The organism is Vibrio sp. T11.5, from assembly GCF_027587155.1.
GTDB lineage: Bacteria > Pseudomonadota > Gammaproteobacteria > Enterobacterales > Vibrionaceae > Vibrio > Vibrio neptunius.
In genome coordinates this window covers 178,718-197,381 of sequence record NZ_JAPPTP010000005.1, presented here as the reverse complement: position 1 = coordinate 197,381, position 18,664 = coordinate 178,718, and the positions used below count along the sequence as shown (strand labels likewise).

15 protein-coding genes are annotated in these 18,664 nt (G+C 44.6%); 8 read left to right on the top strand and 7 right to left on the bottom strand.

The features are described from left to right. Positions 1 to 61: 61 nt before the first annotated feature. On the bottom strand, positions 62 to 1,651 hold the full coding sequence (gene nhaB / locus OH455_RS07925) for a Na(+)/H(+) antiporter NhaB (protein WP_206369474.1): 1,590 nt from the start codon (positions 1,649 to 1,651) through the stop codon (positions 62 to 64). A 695-nt stretch (positions 1,652 to 2,346) separates the two neighbouring features. Between nhaB and fadR the strand changes: the two genes are divergently transcribed. Next, positions 2,347 to 3,186, top strand: coding sequence for a fatty acid metabolism transcriptional regulator FadR (gene fadR, locus OH455_RS07920; protein ID WP_269980987.1), 840 nt, complete (start codon positions 2,347 to 2,349; stop codon positions 3,184 to 3,186). Positions 3,187 to 3,249: 63 nt separating this feature from the next. Here fadR and OH455_RS07915 read toward each other — a convergent pair whose 3' ends face one another. Further along, on the bottom strand, positions 3,250 to 4,419 hold the full coding sequence (locus tag OH455_RS07915; protein ID WP_045974573.1) for a DUF1887 family protein: 1,170 nt from the start codon (positions 4,417 to 4,419) through the stop codon (positions 3,250 to 3,252). Positions 4,420 to 4,565: 146 nt separating this feature from the next. After that, positions 4,566 to 6,557 (bottom strand): methyl-accepting chemotaxis protein, encoded by a 1,992-nt coding sequence (locus OH455_RS07910; protein WP_269980986.1) that lies wholly within the window; start codon positions 6,555 to 6,557, stop codon positions 4,566 to 4,568. A 225-nt stretch (positions 6,558 to 6,782) separates the two neighbouring features. Between OH455_RS07910 and hinT the strand changes: the two genes are divergently transcribed. The 7 genes from hinT to OH455_RS07875 all read left to right on the top strand — a co-directional run bounded on the left by hinT (position 6,783) and on the right by OH455_RS07875 (position 12,900). Beyond that, positions 6,783 to 7,133 carry a purine nucleoside phosphoramidase gene (gene hinT, locus OH455_RS07905; protein WP_045974571.1) on the top strand — a complete coding sequence of 117 codons (351 nt, stop codon included), beginning with the start codon at positions 6,783 to 6,785 and terminating at the stop codon, positions 7,131 to 7,133. 105 nt (positions 7,134 to 7,238) lie between these two features. After that, positions 7,239 to 8,633 (top strand): COG3014 family protein, encoded by a 1,395-nt coding sequence (locus OH455_RS07900; protein WP_269980985.1) that lies wholly within the window; start codon positions 7,239 to 7,241, stop codon positions 8,631 to 8,633. Next, positions 8,630 to 9,019: a YcfL family protein gene (locus OH455_RS07895; protein ID WP_045974569.1), complete on the top strand. Its 390-nt coding sequence runs from the start codon at positions 8,630 to 8,632 to the stop codon at positions 9,017 to 9,019. The genes OH455_RS07900 and OH455_RS07895 overlap by 4 nt, the downstream gene beginning before the upstream one ends. A 73-nt stretch (positions 9,020 to 9,092) precedes the next feature. Beyond that, entirely contained in the window at positions 9,093 to 9,683 is a 591-nt protein-coding gene (gene lpoB / locus OH455_RS07890) for a penicillin-binding protein activator LpoB (RefSeq protein WP_045974568.1), read from the top strand. A gap of 18 nt (positions 9,684 to 9,701) precedes the next feature. Next, complete coding sequence (locus OH455_RS07885; RefSeq protein ID WP_269980984.1) at positions 9,702 to 10,556, top strand: phosphotransferase; 855 nt, start codon at positions 9,702 to 9,704, stop codon at positions 10,554 to 10,556. Positions 10,557 to 10,655: 99 nt separating this feature from the next. Continuing rightward, entirely contained in the window at positions 10,656 to 11,198 is a 543-nt protein-coding gene (gene ycfP, locus OH455_RS07880) for an alpha/beta hydrolase YcfP (protein WP_045974566.1), read from the top strand. A gap of 412 nt (positions 11,199 to 11,610) precedes the next feature. Then, complete coding sequence (locus OH455_RS07875) at positions 11,611 to 12,900, top strand: NAD(P)/FAD-dependent oxidoreductase (protein ID WP_045974565.1); 1,290 nt, start codon at positions 11,611 to 11,613, stop codon at positions 12,898 to 12,900. A 130-nt stretch (positions 12,901 to 13,030) separates the two neighbouring features. On the opposite strand, the gene OH455_RS07870 is transcribed toward OH455_RS07875, so the two are convergent. Genes OH455_RS07870 through OH455_RS07855 form a run of 4 tightly spaced genes read right to left on the bottom strand, consistent with a single transcriptional unit; the run spans position 13,031 to position 18,505 of the window. Further along, positions 13,031 to 13,579 (bottom strand): GNAT family N-acetyltransferase, encoded by a 549-nt coding sequence (locus tag OH455_RS07870; RefSeq protein ID WP_269980983.1) that lies wholly within the window; start codon positions 13,577 to 13,579, stop codon positions 13,031 to 13,033. 58 nt (positions 13,580 to 13,637) lie between these two features. Further along, a complete protein-coding gene (locus OH455_RS07865) occupies positions 13,638 to 14,411 on the bottom strand; it encodes a peptidoglycan binding protein CsiV (RefSeq protein ID WP_269980982.1) in 774 nt (257 codons plus the stop codon). Between the two features lie 55 nt (positions 14,412 to 14,466). Beyond that, the gene (mfd, locus tag OH455_RS07860; RefSeq protein ID WP_269980981.1) at positions 14,467 to 17,928 is read right to left on the bottom strand and encodes a transcription-repair coupling factor; all 3,462 of its coding nucleotides are present in this window, start codon (positions 17,926 to 17,928) and stop codon (positions 14,467 to 14,469) included. A gap of 7 nt (positions 17,929 to 17,935) precedes the next feature. After that, on the bottom strand, positions 17,936 to 18,505 hold the full coding sequence (locus OH455_RS07855) for a PilZ domain-containing protein (RefSeq protein ID WP_269980980.1): 570 nt from the start codon (positions 18,503 to 18,505) through the stop codon (positions 17,936 to 17,938). Between the last annotated feature and the right edge of the window lie 159 nt (positions 18,506 to 18,664).

Genomic DNA, 18,664 nt, shown 5'->3' with positions numbered 1-18,664 from the left:
AATCAGAGCTTTTTATCGTGGAAAAGTTTCGGTTTCAACGAAAACTTTTGAGTTTTAGTGATTAATGTCCGCCAGATATCGTTTGAATAACGTCGCCTGTGTGTTGTGAAATCCAACCTAAGTCATAGAACCATGCTGTCATAGGTTCAACCAGAAAGATGATGCCAGCCAGACCAACAAGCGCAAGGACGATGGTGTAAGGGAGAGCCATAATAACCATGCGGCCGTATGACAAACGAATCAGAGGTGCAAGCGCTGATGTTAACAGGAATAAGAAGGCTGCTTGGCCATTTGGCGTTGCGACTGAAGGAAGGTTAGTACCCGTATTGATTGCGACTGCGAGTAGGTCGAATTGGTCGCGAGTGATCACTCCCTCGATCAGTGCTGTTTTCACCTCATTGATGTAAACCGTGCCGACAAACACATTATCTGACACCATAGAAAGTAGGCCATTAGCAATGTAAAACAAGGCCAGTTGGGCGCCCTTGTCTTCGACGTGAAGGACGGCGTCGATGACAGGCTTAAACAGTTGCTGGTCTATGATGACGGCAACGACGGCAAAAAACACCGCGAGCAGTGCAGTAAATGGCAATGCCTCCTCAAACGCTTTACCCATTGAATGCTCTTCAATAACACCAGTAAATGCAGTCGCTAGGATGATGACAGAAAGGCCAATTAAGCCAACTGCCGCTAGATGAAGCGCTAGGCCGACAATTAACCAGACCGCAATGGCACCTTGAATCCATAGCTTGGCAACGTCTTGTTTAGTACGAGTTTTTCGTTCTGCATTGTCAAAATCGACTAAGATCTGGCGAACATTATCAGGTAAGCGAGCACCGTAACCACATATTTTTAGCTTTTCGACAAGCACACAAGTGATTAAGCCACAAACAAATACGGGTGCTGTGACCGGAAGCATTCGAATAATAAACTCTCCGAACAGCCAGCCTGCCTGATCAGCGATGATTAAGTTTTGCGGTTCTCCAACCATGGTCATGACGCCACCCAATGCGGTGCCGACGCCAGCGTGCATCAATAGAGAGCGTAGGAATGCACGGTAGTTTTCTAAGTCATCTCGTGTTAACTCACAAAGGTGATCATCCTGAGTATGGTCGTGTGAAGCTGTAGAGCCTTTGCCTGAGGCGACTTTGTGATAAATCGCATAGAATCCAACAGCCACACTGATGACTACTGCAATGACGGTGAGTGCATCAAGAAACGCTGATAGAAAGGCTGCGGCAAAACAAAATGCCATAGAAAGCAAGCTTTTTGAGCGAATGCCAAGCAGTATCTTGGTAAAGATAAACAGCAGCAGCTGTTTCATGAAGTAAATACCCGCCACCATGAAAATAAGGAGAAGTAGTACTTCGATATTGGCGACGAGTTCGTGTTTGACTTGCTCTGGACTCGTCATTCCAATAGCAATGGCTTCTATGGCTAGCAGACCACCAGGTTGAAGAGGGTAGCATTTTAATGCCATTGCCAGAGTGAAGATAAATTCTGCGACTAATAGCCAGCCCGCTACAAATGGGTCGATAAGAAAAAATACAATCGGGTTGATGACAAGAAATGAAAGGATGGCAACTTTATACCAATCTGGAGCTTTACCTAAGAAGTTCTTAATGAAAGCATTCCCGAGTGACATCGGCATGATACTAATACTCTTTAATGTTGTAATGAATAGACACTGCGCGTGCTTGCATCTATATATCTGAGCTACACTTGGCTTGGGTTACCGCCAGCGGTGGGGTAGGTAACCGACAAAATCAAATGCTAAAACAGACCTGATTCAACAGTGACTTAGAAAAACAACATAGAGAAATATGTTATGTGGTCTTGCCAAGTCACTCCCTGAGAAAGACAAGCACTCCGTACTTTGGTCGCAACTCTACTCCACAAGTTAATTTAGTCAATAATAAAGTTTATATTGATAAATTGCTCACTGAACTTTTGTTTAAAAACGCGATCCGAGTGGCGATAAAACGGATTGAGAGTTGTGAAAAAAAACAATTCATGGCAGCTAATGGGCGAAAAGGTCGAATAAGATAGATTATGTTATTATATTGCATGGAAATGACGTAAGTATATTGCAAATATAAGAACTTAAATTTTGCTGTCTAAGTCAATAAAAATAAGGGCTAACAAAGGTTATATTTTTATTAAACTCATAATATACAAGCTTTGACTCAAAGACATAATAACTCAATATCTCAGTTCAAATTAGAGCTGTTGCTCTATGTGGTGTTTACAGCACGTTTACTCTAGGTTTGTTTCCGATACTTGAGAACTAGTGGTATGATGAGTTCTATGAGACCCTATAAATAAGAATATTGGATAGCTAAATTAATGGTAATTAAGGCAAAGAGCCCTGCAGGTTTTGCAGAAAAATACATCATTGAGAGTATTTGGAAAGGGCGCTTCCCTCCAGGTTCTATTCTTCCCGCTGAACGCGAGCTCTCTGAACTCATCGGAGTCACCAGAACGACACTACGTGAAGTGTTGCAGCGCTTGGCTCGTGACGGTTGGTTAACCATTCAACACGGCAAGCCGACAAAGGTTAACCAGTTTATGGAAACGTCGGGGTTACATATCCTCGATACACTCATGACACTTGATGCGGACAATGCGACATCTATTGTTGAAGATTTACTTGCCGCACGTACTAACATCAGTCCTATCTTTATGCGTTATGCATTCAAAGCTAATAAAGAGAATGCAGAGCGTACGATCAGTGGCGTTATTGAGTCTTGTGAAAGCCTTCTCGCAGCTGAGTCATGGGATGCTTTTATGGAATCTTCTCCATACGCTGACAAAATTCAACAGCATGTCAAAGATGATGGTGATAAAGATGAGGCTAGGCGCCAAGCTAACTTGATCGCCAAGACGTTCAATTATTATGATTATATGTTGTTCCAACGTTTGGCGTTCCATTCAGGTAATCAGATCTACGGTTTGATTTTTAATGGACTTAAGAAGCTTTATGATCGTGTTGGTAGCTACTACTTTTCTAAACCGGAAGCTCGCAACCTAGCTCTGCAGTTTTATCGTGATTTACTTGAAGTTTGTGAAACTGGCAATCGGGATCGCATTGTAGTGGTCATTCGCCACTACGGCATGGAAAGTGCGCAAATCTGGAATGAGATGAAAACGTCCCTGCCAACCAGTTTTACAGAAGACGACGGTTAATTCATACAATATACAAAAAGAAAACCCGCCAATAGGCGGGTTTTTGTGTTGTTGGAAAAGCCTCTAGTAGATGCCACTGTCGTCATAACCACCAGCTTCTTTAAACCAATTGGTGAGGTGTGTTTTGAGATCTTTCAACTCGTCGGGCCCAATTAAAGCGAGGCCTAAATCTTCGGCGCGAGTAATATCGTTGTAGCGTAGTGGTCTGAAGCTAACCAACATCGCACGAGCTTGTAATCCACCGAGTAAATCTCGCAGCGACTCAAGCTTGTACAAAGTGTCATCGCCATCGTCTCGCATACCTTTTGTCTTACATTCGATGATATGAAGCTTGTTATTCGCGACTGAAGCGACGTCCAGTTCATTACGTACTTCACGATCGCCCAACTGGCGATAGACTTGAACGTTGAGTGAGTGGTCTTGAATGGTCGGCATGTCCTTTTGAATTTGACGAACGGTGCTGTGAACCAAAGTTTCCAACCACTCTCCGTTAGAGAAGCGTCGTGCATCCTCATCGACAAAAGTCAGAATACCATTTTCGTAATGGGCAATTTCTGCCTCAACCAGATCACTGAGCAACATGTTGAGTTCGCGATAGCCTTGCTGTTTTTCAGACAAAGCCACGTCCAATTTTTGCTCTTTACGACATGTAGTGGCGAGGTAATTCAGCGTTGCCAAGCCGGGGCCTAACTCAAGAGCGTTGCTGGCCCAGCGCTCTCCTAGCTCATAGAGTTTTTGATCAAGCTGAGGGGGTAGCTGCTGATCATTGAACTCACCGCGTGCACCAAACACGGTAAGATAGTCGTCAATGGTAATCCTATCTTCTACTTGCGTGTCTTCTTTGCCATCGGGATACAGCCAGCAAAGACGGTCGCTATTGGGTTCGACAACAAAGATAGGCCAGTGGAAAGTACGAAACACTTCATAAACAGAGAGCAGGCGGTGACGCAAACCACAACTGGCGTTGAGTTTGACATCCTCACCACGAACGTTGAGGTCATCAGCGAGTATCCCCACTGCACGCTTGATCCGTGATGTGTTTGCGACGTTGGGAATCTCAAAAAACTCGGACGTTATGTCTCTTTTGGCCAGAACACTATGTAACCGATGGTACATCTCTTTCTGGCTTTTCACGCCTATAAAAACGATATGATCACTGACGGTTCGGTTATCCAGAAGCGGAGTGACTAAACGAATTGGGTCCTGATCAATGATGCCAACATGAACTGCCATATACCTTCCTCATGCATGGCTTGCGAAAATTAGAATTTATAAGTGGGCAAGCCTCAATAATCATATAACGACAGCACATATAAAAAACAAGGGCGATTAGTGAAATTAACCGCCCTGAGTGAATAATTTGCATTGTCTTTACAAAACTAGAGTTTAAAGCGATGCACGAGTTCACCTTGTTGGTTAGCTAGTTGGGTTAAATCGGTACTGGTTTGTGCTATCTGAGCCATTGCTTGATAGCTAGAGTCAGCAATCTGATTGATTTCATCGATGTTGCGGGCAATCTCTGCGGTTGTTTCGTTTTGTTCTACGGCTGCTTGAGATATGTGTCCACTCATATGGCTAATCTCTATGATTAAGGCTTGAATCTCTTCCATTGCACTATTGGCATTCGAGGCTTGAGCCACGGATTGGTCCATATCGTCCATACAGCTTTGAATAACCTTATTGGCTGATGAGGAACTACCTTGCAGGTTATTGATCATGTTCTCGATTTCCGTGGTGGATTCAGTGGTTCGTTGAGCAAGAACCCTGACTTCATCGGCGACCACTGCAAAACCACGACCTTGTTCACCGGCGCGCGCTGCCTCGATGGCGGCGTTGAGCGCCAGTAGGTTGGTTTGTTCGGCAACATTGCGAATGACATCTAAAATTGAGCCAATTTGGCTGCTCATGGTTTGTAGGTCTTTGACTGCATCAACGGATTGCGTCAAGCGTGTTTCGAGTTGGTTTATGGTCGTAATGTTGTCGTTCATAATTTGACGACCGGACTCCGATGCCGCCTCAACTTGCTCGACCATTTGCTGAGAGCTCTGTGCACTTTGTGCGACTTCTTGAACCGAGTGCGCCATCTCAGTCATGGCTGTCGCGACACTCGCTGTTTGCTCTCTCTGTTGACTCAACTGTAACTGGGCTTGAGAAGAGGTTTGTTGATTAGTACTGGCAGTGTTGGTCAAATTATCTGACGCACTGTTTAATTTCTTTAATATGTCGTGTAGGTTGTCCGCTAGCGAATTGATATGGCCACTTACGCGACTAAATTCGTTGGTGTAACGAATCTCAATTCGTTGCGTCATGTCGCCTTGCGTCAAACTCTCTAGAGTGGAGAGAATACGTGTCAGTGGAGAGCGAACACTATGAGCAACTTGATGGCCAATACCAATCGCTAAAGCAATCACCAGTACACCGAGTGAGACGGCGTTGATGACTCCTTGGTCATACACATCACTCGCTTCGGCGAGAGAAGCGTAAAGGCCGTTTTGTGCTTCTTCACTAAAAGACGTCAATACCGCCATGGTGTTATCTACTTCCAATGTGAGATTGGCAATGTTGGCATAAAGAGCGGCCTTGGCCTGCAGATAAGAGGCGTGTTGGTCAAGTACCCCTCCTTTTTTTCCGATATCTGTCGTGAATTGTTCAACGGATTCATCGAACACTTTTTTGATCTCAGGCATCTGTGTCGTGAGGCCACGATAGGCATAGTTGAGGTGGGTTACCGCCTTCTTGTTTTTGGCGACGGCTTTATTGACTAACACTAGATTGTTGCTCGCGAGTGCATCGGAAGTAATGACTTCAGCATCTCTGAGTTTAATAAAATAACTTTTCGCCATTACTTTAACAGAGATACTGCTCTGATCATCGACATATTCTTTCATGCCGATACCGAGTTCTGAATGAAGACGCTGGAAGCGGCGAGATGATTTCTGCACCTCTGCTTGAGCGACAAACATGTTGCGATAATTGTCCATCGCAGCGTCAGCTTCGGTAAAGTAACGCACTTCCATATCTTTGAGCTTTTCTATACTGGCAAGTAATTCGGTGTTTCCGTCACTTGCTTTGGCTAAGTCCTGCAGCGCTTGCGCGTAGCGATTTTTTGCCTCTTCAAATTGACCTCGAATTTCTCCCATACGTTCTGGGCTCTGCGTGGTCAAAAAGTCTTTAAAAAGTTTATCCGCAGAAAGAAGGTAAACGCTAGTCTGGTTTGATTGTGATACCAAAGGTAGGGCTGTATTCGATACACTGCCGAAGTTGGTGTGAATTTGTTGCATTCCCCGCATTGTCATAATGGTTGAAATAACAAACATTATGATGATCAAGGCAAACCCAGCGTACATACGCTTGATCACTGAGCCTTTCATAGATCTCTCCCTAAATACTGAATTGTCTTAAAAAATTAACAAAAAGAGCGTTATTGTATTGAGGGTGAGACACGCATTTTATGACGCATAATACAAATTTAACTATCTACTATTATCAGTACGGTGTATATGTTAAGTGAACACTGTTTTTTATTGTGATCTGAGCCAGCTTAGCGCATACTCCGTGGAAACGATTAACAATAACAACACTTAATGGAGTGCTTCATGGCTGAAGAAACCATTTTCAGTAAAATTATTCGCAAAGAAATTCCTGCTGATGTGGTGTACCAAGATGATCTTGTTACCGCATTTCGAGACATAAATCCCCGTGCGCCAACTCACATTCTGATCATTCCTAACAAATTGATTCCAACAACCAATGATGTTGAAGAGGCGGATGAGGCAACCATGGGCCGTATGTTCATCGTTGCGCGTAAGCTCGCGAAAGAAGAAGGTATCGACGAAGACGGCTATCGTTTGATTGTGAACTGTAACTCTCACGGTGGGCAGGAAGTTTATCATATTCACATGCATTTGGTTGGTGGTCGCCCACTTGGCCCAATACTAATGGGTTAAAGATAATACGTTTATTGGAGTGACGGTATTCATGCAAACTTTTTATCAATACCGTTGTCCAACCGCGACGATGATGAAATTCTAATAACTAATTCGGAGTACGAAGTGCGTAAACACGTTCGACTCGCATTCGTGATATTCAGCTCTGCTGCTCTTTCTGCATGTGCCAACCTCTCTGCTGGAAATTTGTTTAGCCACTACAGCGCTCAGAACAGTGACGTTTATCAGTCAGTGAAAGATGGCGAATATCAAAAGGCAGAGGAAGCCCTACCTGAAAACGTTGCTGGTGATATTCTTGATAATTTCGAGAAAGGTCGAGTCTATTTACTTAACCAGCAATACGCAGACAGTAAGTCAGCGTTTGAAGCGGGTGACAAAGCGGTTCGTGTTCAGCAGGACAAAGCGACAATATCGCTGACTGAAACGGCAACAAGCGTAGCTGCCTTGGCGGTTAACGACAACTTGGACATATACGAACCCGCTGATTACGAGCTAGGTTTTTTGCATCTGTATCTGGGATTGAACTACCTCAGGGAGAATAGTCTTGAAGGTGCATTGATAGAAATGCGTCGTGCCAATCAGGTACAAGAGCAAGCGCGTAAAGCGCGAGAAAAAGAGTTAGAGTCTGCTCAGAAGGATATGCAAAGTCAGGGACTAACACCGAACCTCGGTAGTGTTTTGTCGAGCTATCCAGATGCTGGCAAAACACTTCAAGCGATACAAAATGGTTATCTGTTGTATTTATCGGCTTTGCTTTATGAAGCCGACAATTCGTTGAATGATTCCTATGTGGATTATCGACGTGCATTAGCAGTGATGCCAGACAATACACAAGTGATTGAAGGTACAAAGCGAGTCGCAAAGCGTCTCGGTATGCGCGAAGATCTTGTTCAGCTAGAAAAACGCTATGGTAAAGCAAGCTATTTGGGTACCGACGAAGCAAGGGTGATCGTTATAGAAGAGCAGGGTGTGGTTGAGGCTATGCAAGGCTGGAAGCAGTCTCTACCTCTATACGATAGCGGCGGAAATGGCGCGTTGTACTCGATTGCACTTCCTTATTACCCACAGCAGGTGAGTCAGTCTTTTGTTCCCATGCAACTCAATAATGAGAACATGCAGAGTGACTTGCTGACGGATGTGAACTTGATGGCTGAGAGAGATTTATCTGAACGTATGCCAGCAATCATCATTCGTCAGGCTTTACGAGTCTGGGCTAAGGACGAGATCCGTAAAAGTGCTGCAAAAGATGATGAGCTAGGTAATGCTTTGCTCAATATCTGGAATACATTGACAGAGCAGCCGGATACTCGCAGCTGGATAACGTTACCCAGAGAGATCCGCAGCAGTAGTGCTGTTGTTCAGCCTGGTACTCAGGTAATTCGTGTTGCTGGTCAAGACTACAAATTTGATGTAGAAGAAGGGCGAACAGCTTTAGTTTGGGTCTCTCGTCAGGGAGTCAGTGCTACAATTTGGCATAAACAGTTAGGAAAAATTCGATGAAAAAATGGCTTATGGCAGCGATAGCTGCTTTGGTGATGGTTGGTTGTTCTAGTAATACCGCTGGGTTACGTATTGACGGTCAGTCGCAAACCGTCTTGTTTGGTGACAACGTTCTATCAGGACGCTTACAAATTGAAGACATTTCAACCGCGCAAGTAGATGGCCGTGCTCGAGGCATTGTTCGACTGGCGAGTCAATACAAAGGCGATCAGCATATTCAGTACCGCTTTTACTGGTACGACGACAACGGTCTTGAAGTGAACAACAAGCTGGGCCCATGGCGTCAGGCGATCATTCGAGGTATGGAAACGATCGCTCTTTCTGAAGTTTCAGTGAATCCGAATGGCACGCAGTTCCGCGTTCAGATTCGCGAAAATGATAACTAAATCGAACTAAAGTGCACTAACTTTAGTCATACATTCATAACACAAGATTCTATAAAGATTTGAGGAACCAAGAATGAAAAAAAGTGTTATCGCATTACTTGGCTTGGCTGTCATCCTAGGCGGTTGTTCTAATAAAGTCAGCTACGGTGATGCACAGGCGGTTGAGACTACAACGATTGATTTTGGCTCAACAGATCTGCAAAAAATCGCTGGTGAAATGGTCGACAGCATGATGATGTCTGGCTCGGTATCTGCGATCACTCGTGACTCTCGTCCAATTGTTTTTGTTGAACGAATCAAGAACAAGACAAGCGAGCACATTGATACTGAATCCATTACCGATACTATTAGCACTAAAATGCTCAATTCAGGCAAGTTCCGCTTCGTTGATATGGACCGTGTAGAGTCTGTTCGTGATCAACTTAACTTCCAAAACAATGACGAACTAGTGAACCAGAGCACAGCGATTCAGTTTGGTAAGATGGTTGGTGCTCAGTACATGCTTTATGGCAACCTAGCAAGTATCGCTAAAGCAGGCGGCAGTGATAAGGATGTATACTACAAAATGACTATGCGTCTTATGGATTTAGAAACAGGCCTAATTGAGTGGGCAGATGAAACTGAAATCCGCAAACAAGAGTCTAAGAGCTTCTTAGGTCTTTAATCTTTAGAGGAGTGATTTATGGCAAGGATGTCGTGGCATGAGGCATGTCAGCTAGACGGTTCGTTAAAGTCATTAGATCACTTCTTTTCTCTCTCTCCGGACTACGCTCAAACGCTGACTGGAGGCCTTACTAATCGCTGCTGGAAGGTTGTCACCCAAAGCGGCGATTGTTTTGTCTGGCGCCCCAACACCTCGATAACCAAAGCTTTTTCCATTTCCCGTTTTCAGGAATATCAAATTCTGACAGCGATAGAAGATTCCCATCTTGCACCCAAAGCTCTCCATATTAACGAACAAGGGTTGTTGGTTGAATGGATTGAAGGAGAGTCGTTGAGTAATGAGTTGCCTTTTGACTCGTTGTTAAAAATGATGATCAAAATCCACCATTTAGATACGACAAGAGTGCCTGTCGCTCCATTTAACTTTACAGCACGTGTTGACCACTACTGGATGCTACTCCGTGAAGAGTTAAGGTCTGATGACTATCTTGCCATTTACCAACAATGGCGTGGCGTTCCAAGCTTGGCGGATGTCGGTAATACGTTGTGTCACTTTGATTTGGCGGGTTATAACATGGTCAAACACGCTGACGGAAATCGAGTCATAGATTGGGAGTATGCTGCGATTGCTGATCCTAGGTTAGATTTGACGCTGAGTATAGGAGTGGTCGATGAAAAGCCCTTGGAGTCGGTTTACCGCTACTGCCAACTGAGAGAGATTGAAGGTGTGGATGACTGGGTCGAAGGCGTCATTGCTTGGCAACCTAGAGCAACTATGATGGCAATGCTTTGGTATTTGTTGGCCTTTCAGCTTTGGGGAGATGAGCATTATCTTACTCAAGCACAAGCTTTGCGTGACACATTTTGTAGTTGAGATCACTGTTTGAATGACGTAAACAGTGAATTCTAGTCGCTGACTTTAAAACCTTACAAATCATGGTAGATTAAGCTAACAAGAATTGAGGGTGATAGAATGATTATTTACTTACATGGTTTCGACTCAACGAGTCCGGGTAACCACGAAAAAGTGCTTCAACTGCAGTTTATCGACGATGATGTCCGTTTTATCAGCTACAGTACTTTACACCCCAAGCATGATATGCAGCACCTACTCAAAGAGGTCCACAAAGCGATAGAGCAATCTGGCGACCGTGAAGCCATTGTTTGTGGTGTCGGTCTGGGGGGATATTGGTCGGAGCGTATTGGTTTTTTGTGTGGTATTAAGCAGGTGATTTTTAACCCTAACTTGCATCCGGAAAACAACATGCAAGGACGGATAGATCGTCCTGAAGAGTATGAAGACATAGCCACAAAATGTGTCGAAGAATTTCGTAGCAAAAACAAAGACCGGTGTTTGGTGATCCTATCTAAAGATGATGAGGTGCATGACAACCGCCAAACGGCTCAGGCACTTGAGAAACATTACCAAATTATCTGGGATGAAAATGAGACTCATAAGTTTAAGAAAATCTCTCAACATCTGCAGACCATCAAGGCGTTCAAAGCAGATAGCTAAACTTCATTTCTAACTCAGTTTCTTGAAAAGCGACGTCAATAGAGCACGTCGCTTTTTCGTTATGCATCTAAATAGACATTAAGGAAAAATTAAGTGTGATTCGCGCAATATATGGTTGCGCGGTACATTCCGGCCGATATAATGAATCAACTATAAATTTGTTGATAAATATCAAAAAAAATTGAGAGCGAATCTTAAAATTCGCCCATTTAAAGCTAGAGCCTGAGCTCGATAGCTTGGAGTCATCAGACTGTTATTCTAATTTTCGCGCTGTATTTTACGAATAAACCTCTACTGGCCCATTTAATCCTAAGACTGAACCTAGTTCAGCAGATTGGCCAATATTACACAATTTCATCGGGGCGAACTCTTCGACTCGAAACCTAGTTTTTATCTTTAGAGGAAAGTTGTTGTGACTCGAATTATCGTAATAGGCGGTGGTGCAGGCGGACTTGAGCTTGTGACCAAACTTGGTCGTACACTGGGTAGAAAAAAGAGAGCGAAAGTGACACTGGTCGATCGCAAGGCCAGTCACTTGTGGAAACCTCTATTGCATGAGGTAGCGACAGGGTCATTGGATGAGGGCGTCGACGCCCTTAGCTATCGTGCTCATGCAAAAAACCATCATTTTGATTTCCAAATGGGGAGTCTTGAAGACATCGACAGAGAACGTAAAGTGATCAGGCTAGGCGAACTCAGAGATGAGCATGATGAGCTTTTGATGCCAAGCCGTGAGCTTGAATACGACATCCTTGTTATGGCGTTGGGCTCGACTTCTAATGACTTCAATACCCCGGGCGTCAGGGAGCACTGTATTTTCCTCGATAGTACAGAGCAAGCTTATAAATTTAGAACTGAGATGAACAATGAGTTTCTCAAGCTGCATGCCAAACATGGTCATGGTACGGTGGATATTGCTATCGTCGGTGCTGGTGCGACTGGCGTTGAACTCTCCGCAGAGCTTCATCATGCAGTCAAAGAGCTTCGCACTTATGGTTTTGGTGACCTTGACTCTAGCAAGCTTAACGTCAACTTAATTGAAGCTGGTGAGCGAATTCTTCCCGCTCTGCCTCCAAGAATCTCCAGTGCCGCGCATCATGAGCTGACGAAGTTAGGGGTGAATGTGCGTACCACCACTATGATCACTGAAGCTGGTAAAGATGGTCTTATTACTAAAGAGGGTGAAAAAATCCCTGCTCAAATTATGGTTTGGGCTGCAGGTATCAAAGCACCAGACTTCGTTAAAGATATAGGTGGCCTAGAAACGAATCGTATTAACCAGCTTGTGGTGAAAGATACGTTACAAACGACACTGGATGACGATATTTTTGTCATCGGTGACTTAGCTCAGTGTACACAAGCTGATGGCTCATTTGTGCCCCCACGTGCTCAGGCTGCTCACCAAATGGCAAGCTGCGCATTTTCCAATATCGTTGCTAAATTGAATGGTCGTGAAATGAAAGCCTATATCTACAAGGATAAAGGCTCCTTGGTTTCCTTGAGCCAGTTTTCAACAGTAGGTAGCCTGATGGGTAACTTAACTAAAGGCTCAATGATGGTGGAAGGACGCATTGCCCGAGTGGTTTATATATCCTTGTATCGTTTACATCAAATGGCGTTGCATGGCGTGTTCAAAACCGCCTTGATTATTTTGATGGGGCGGATAAATAGGGTGCTTCGTCCAAACCTTAAACTGCACTAATCAAAAAGCGTTAACAATGAAAAGAGCACTGTAGAGTGCTCTTTTTTGCATGTTCTAATTTAGTAAGTTGATGAACATTGCATAATGATACTTTGCAACCTTGGCCAAAGGTTCTTGATGGCTATTACAATTATGAGTTGTTGGTCGGAATTATGGAATAGACTAGCCCTTGCTTGGGTTGCCCATTGAACAAATAGCGGTTTTCAGCACTTACTTCAAATTGCGCGCCACAGGATTCTGCCAGTTGCTGACTTGGAATATTGTCGGGGTCACAAACGATTTCAATCCGCGTGATCTTAAGCTGAGCGAAGCAAAATTCTATCAAGGCATCCAAAGCTTCTTTCGCATAGCCTTGTTTGTGATATGAGTCATGCAGCCAATAACCCAAACTGGCCATATTAAAGGTGTGGTAGAACTCGTTGATTGCCACCATACCAATTAGCGCATGGTCACTACGACGATAAAGACCGAAACCGTAAGCTTCCGATTTGACCCAGTTCAAGCGAGTGGCGAGAATAAAACGCTCTGCCTCTTGAGTCGTGAACTTGTCATGGCACCAATCTATCCAGCGGTGAAGGCTGGGAGATTGAAGGACACATTGAGCCAGTGTTTTTGCATCTTCTTGAGGTATCAGTTTTAAAACCAACCTAGGTGTAATGATGTGGTAATCCGGACCCATAACGCTCCTTTATCAAAAAACAGCCCTTAAAGGGCTGTTGACTGTGACTTATTTCAGATTATTGCGCGACACGGCGCACCTGAATGATCATCCCAAGCAAAGGGTGATCTAAGAAGTGGGTTTCTGTGCTGCGCATACGGCGCTTTTGGTCCATGCGGTAACTCTTTAGAAACTCTTCGGTGTGTACCATCGGCGTCACATCTTCCATTAAGCCGACTTGAACCGTGTTTTCGGCAGTTACGTCGTTAGTTGGAGTAAACTCAAGAGGTTTTGCTTCGAATGTTATATCCCTTACACTTGGTGCTTTCAAATCCAGCTTAACATCTGCATACAGGTAGTGCTCGACGTAAACTTGCAATTTGCCATCCAATTCATAAAGTGGCGATGCAATGCTTTCTTCAGTAACTCCGTTAATGACTTCTGCACTAGTCTCTGATGCTCTTTGAGAACCGTCAGGCATGAATTGGCCTGAAAAGTCTCGACCCGCTTGAATATGGAATGTCGGGGCGACATAGCGATTACCGTCTCCTTGGCGCCATGCGGTGTGCAGCAGAACTTTGAACCCCGCATGATTTTTCAATTTTCGAACTTGAGGGTTAAGCTTGTATGAAGACGCTGGCAGCAGCGAGACTCCTTTTTGAGCGCGGTAGCCAGTATCATTCAAGTTTCCGACTCTCTTCATTGAAATCTCAGGGACTGCGTTTGGCCAAGATTCAGCAGTCTGTTCTGGATTAACCGCGCGCTTAAAAATGATCACTTCTATATCAAACTGGCGTTTTGCCCAAGATGGCATAGCGACAACCAGAAGTAGCAGTGGGATCAACTTTTTCATTACAACTCCATCGTAAGGTGGTTACACCTTGGAAAATTAGTTAAGCCTGAGTTGATCAGGCTTGTGGTAATAGGTTTTGTTGGAACTCTCCCAACATGTCACCAACAAATTGAATTCTCTTACGCCTGTCAACCAATGGTACCGTAAACTTGAACTTAGTTGGGCCTTCCATTGCGAATTTTTGTGGTTGAGATTGCAATAGTTTAACCAAATAGGCCGGATTTATGTCAGCGTCAGGATAGAACTCAATGAATCCACCTTTGTCATGTGCTTCGATTTTCTTTACTTTAATGGCGCCCGCTTCAAGCTTTATTTCTGATACAGATAGAAGGTTTTTGGTTGCATCTGGTAAAAGCCCAAAGCGATCGATCAGTTCGATTTTGAGCTCGTCCAGCTCGGTCTTGTCTGATACGCTGGCGATTTGCTTGTACATGGATAGGCGAGTGTTGATGTCCGGAATGTAATCATCAGGCAGTAGAGCGGGTAAGCGCATCTCGACTTCTGTTTGCTCTCTGAGTAGTTCGTCTAGAGAAGGCTCTTTGCCTTCCTTCAGTGCCTCGACGGCTTGCTCAAGCATTTCCATGTACAAAGTAAACCCAACTGACTGAATTTGCCCGCTTTGCTCGTCACCGAGAAGCTCTCCCGCCCCACGAATTTCAAGGTCGTGAGTCGCAAGAGTAAAGCCTGCACCTAAATCTTCCAATGAAGCAATGGCATCAAGGCGCTTAATAGCATCTTTCGTGATGGCTTTTGGATGAGGTGTTAGCAGGTAAGCGTATGCCTGATGATGAGAACGTCCTACGCGACCGCGTAACTGGTGCAACTGAGCAAGACCGAGGTTATCCGCTCTGTCCATAATGATGGTATTAGCGGTTGGCACATCGATACCTGTTTCGATGATAGTGGTACACACCAGTAAGTTAAAGCGCTGGTGGTAAAAGTCATTCATGATACGTTCGAGTTCTCTCTCGCGCATTTGGCCGTGGGCTACGGTCACACGAGCCTCTGGAATGAGCTTCTCCAGATCGGCAGCAACTTTCTCTATGGTCTCAACTTGATTGTGCAAGAAGTAAACCTGACCACCGCGCATAACTTCACGTAATACAGCCTCTCGCACGACTGCATCATCACTCTGTCTGACAAAGGTTTTGATTGCGAGACGTCTTGCTGGTGGAGTGGCGATGATCGATAAGTCGCGCATACCACTCATCGCCATATTTAGAGTTCGTGGGATTGGCGTTGCGGTGAGCGTTAAAATATCGACATCAGTGCGCATTGCCTTCATTTTCTCTTTTTGCCGGACCCCAAACCGGTGTTCTTCATCGACAATTAGCAGGCCAAGGTCTTTGAACTTGATGTCATTAGACAAGAGTTTGTGTGTACCGACGACTAGGTCGACTTTGCCATCTTCAATATCTTGTAATATTTGCTTTTGTTCCTTGGCTGTTTTGAAGCGTGAGAGTACTTCAACGCGAATGGGTAGATTAGCAAAACGGTCTCTGAAGTTTTCGAAATGTTGCTGAGCGAGTAAAGTCGTCGGCACTAGTACTGCGACTTGCTTGCCATTGTCTGTGGCAAGAAACGCAGCACGCATCGCGACTTCTGTTTTACCAAAGCCCACATCACCACATACCAAACGATCCATCGCTTTAGCCTGACACATGTCAGACATAACGGCGTTGATCGCCATTGACTGGTCATCTGTCTCTTCAAATGGGAAGCCAGCTTTGAATGTTGCGTACTGCTCGCGATCAAGGTCGAATTTATAACCTGGCTTAAGTTCTCGTTTAGCGTAAACATCGAGCAGCTCTGCGGCGACATCTCGTACTTTTTCTGCCGCTTTGCGACGTGCTTTCGCCCAAGCTTCTCCACCAAGTTTATGCAATGGTGCGGATTCTTCTGCACCACCTGAGTAACGGCTGATGAGGTTCAATGCCGCAACCGGAACATAGAGCTTAGCGTCATTCTGGTATTCTAGCGTGACGTATTCGGTAGTCATCCCACCGGCTTCCAACGTTTGCAGGCCGATATAGCGGCCAATACCGTGATCGATGTGAACGACAGGCTGGCCGGGTTTAAGCTCAGCAAGGTTGCGTATCACGGCATCGCTATTGGTGACTTTACGATCTTTACGACGACGCTGAATAACTCGGTCGCCAAGTAAGTCACTTTCGCAGATCAAAGCTACCTGATTGTCACCAAAAAGGAATCCGTGCTCTGAAGCACCAAGTACTAAGGTAAATTTATCGCTGCTTTGTGTCGCTGCAGAGAAACTTATGTGTTCAATTGGGCGAAGCTTAATACTTTGAAGAAGCTCAAGTAAGGCTTCACGGCGGCCTTCAGACTCGACTGAGAAAACGACTTTGCCATTAAAGTTTTCGCTAAACTGGCGAAGCGCCGACATGGGTTCCTTGCTTTGGTGCTGAACAGCCAACTCTGGCAGAGGTTGAACGACTGGGTTAGTACGCCCTAGTTTTTCTGTCACCGAATCAGCAGAAAGTTGCACCTGAGGCAGTGATTTAAAATGACGGAATAGCTCGTCTTTTTTCAACCATAATTCTTCTGGCGGCAATAGAGGCCTGAGTGGATCCACTTTGCGTTGGTCGTAACGATAGTCGACATCGGTGAGAAAATGATCGATGGCGCCTTCTAAGTCACCAATTGTAATTAATTGGCTGTTATCGGCAATGTAGTCGAACAAGGTTTCGGTGCAATCGAAAAATAACGGTTGCCAGTACTCGATGCCTGCAGGCCACGTACCTTTAGAAACCTGCATGTAGATTGATTCGGGTTCTCGTCTCGTTTCAAACCGTTGACGCCAGCGGATACGAAAATCTTCAATAGCGCTGTCTGTGGTTGGAAATTCATGGGCGGGTAGTAGGCGAATATCTTCAACGTCTTCAATAGAGCGTTGGTTTTCTGGATCAAAAGTACGAATCGTATCGATCTCGTCATCAAAAAAGTCGATTCGGAATGGGTCATTTGCCCCCATTGGAAAGAGATCAAGAATCGAACCGCGGCTGGCGTATTCGCCCGGGCCAAACACTTGATCGACGTGTCGATAGCCGGATTTTTCTAATTGAATACGCAATTTTTCGAGTGAATACTGGTCGCCCACTTTGACCATTAATGTGTGTTGCAGTAAGAATTCTCTTGGAGACTGTCTTTGCAACAGGGTATTCACTGGAATGATGGTAATACCACTGGATTGAGTCGGTAGCTGATACAAGCGAGCAATTCGGTCAGAAATGATTTCCTGATGCGGAGAAAAATTGTCGTAGGGTAACGTTTCCCAGTCGGGAAACAGCGATACGTCTTGATCCGTAAATTGCTCGACTTCTTGAAGCAGCTTTAGCGCTGTTTGAGGGTCAGCGACAGCGACGAGTGTGTGGCTGGTATGTTGATTAGCAAGTTCAGCAATTGCAAGTGCCAAACTGGCTCCTTGCAGGTTACCGACCTGTTTCTTGTCTCCGGAACCCGTTGGGTTAGCCAGATTTAAAAGCGATGTAATAGGCATAATGAAACTATTGTTTGTCGCGTTGTAATGAACGCTGACGAAGTAATTTTTGTTGCTGATAGAGAGCGGCTTTAATCAGAAGATCCTCGTCCTGATCGCGCAATAGGTCGTACTTTAAGGTAACAATGTATCGATCATCTTTCAGATCACAGTTTTCAACGTGACCGTAGCAGTAGATAGCTGCAGGGGGATGATCCATAAACATTTTTACACGTGCTTTTGCATTCAATGGAAGTTTTCCTTCAGCAACGTAGCTAAATTTACTAGCGCCAAAAGAGAGGGTTTGATGTCGGTATTTCTCATCATCTTGCTGCGACAGCATAAAAGTCAGTAGTAAATTGAGTTTTGCGTTTTGAGTGTCCAGTAACTCAATAACATGCCGGAAGTCATTATTCTTTAACTCAGTCCTGGCGTTGTCATTGAGAAGATCGAGGTGGCTAAACTCACTGGCGACTAAAAAAGGGGCTGGAATTTCTCCTTCAAACTGTTCAAAACTTGGCAATGCTTCATCTTGAGCCAGCGGCTCTACGTTGACGGTCATTTTGTGGTGAACAGTGAAGTATTCTTGATCAGACATGCGAAAATTCCTTTAAATTATCCTTTGATTATCGCCATAAGAAGCAACTAATCAAGGTATGTCATTGTTTAACACACATTTTGACGTCTAATTAGCAATTAGGGACTACAACCCACAGCTATAAATCGTTACAGTATCGCCTATCAAACGTTATTGGTT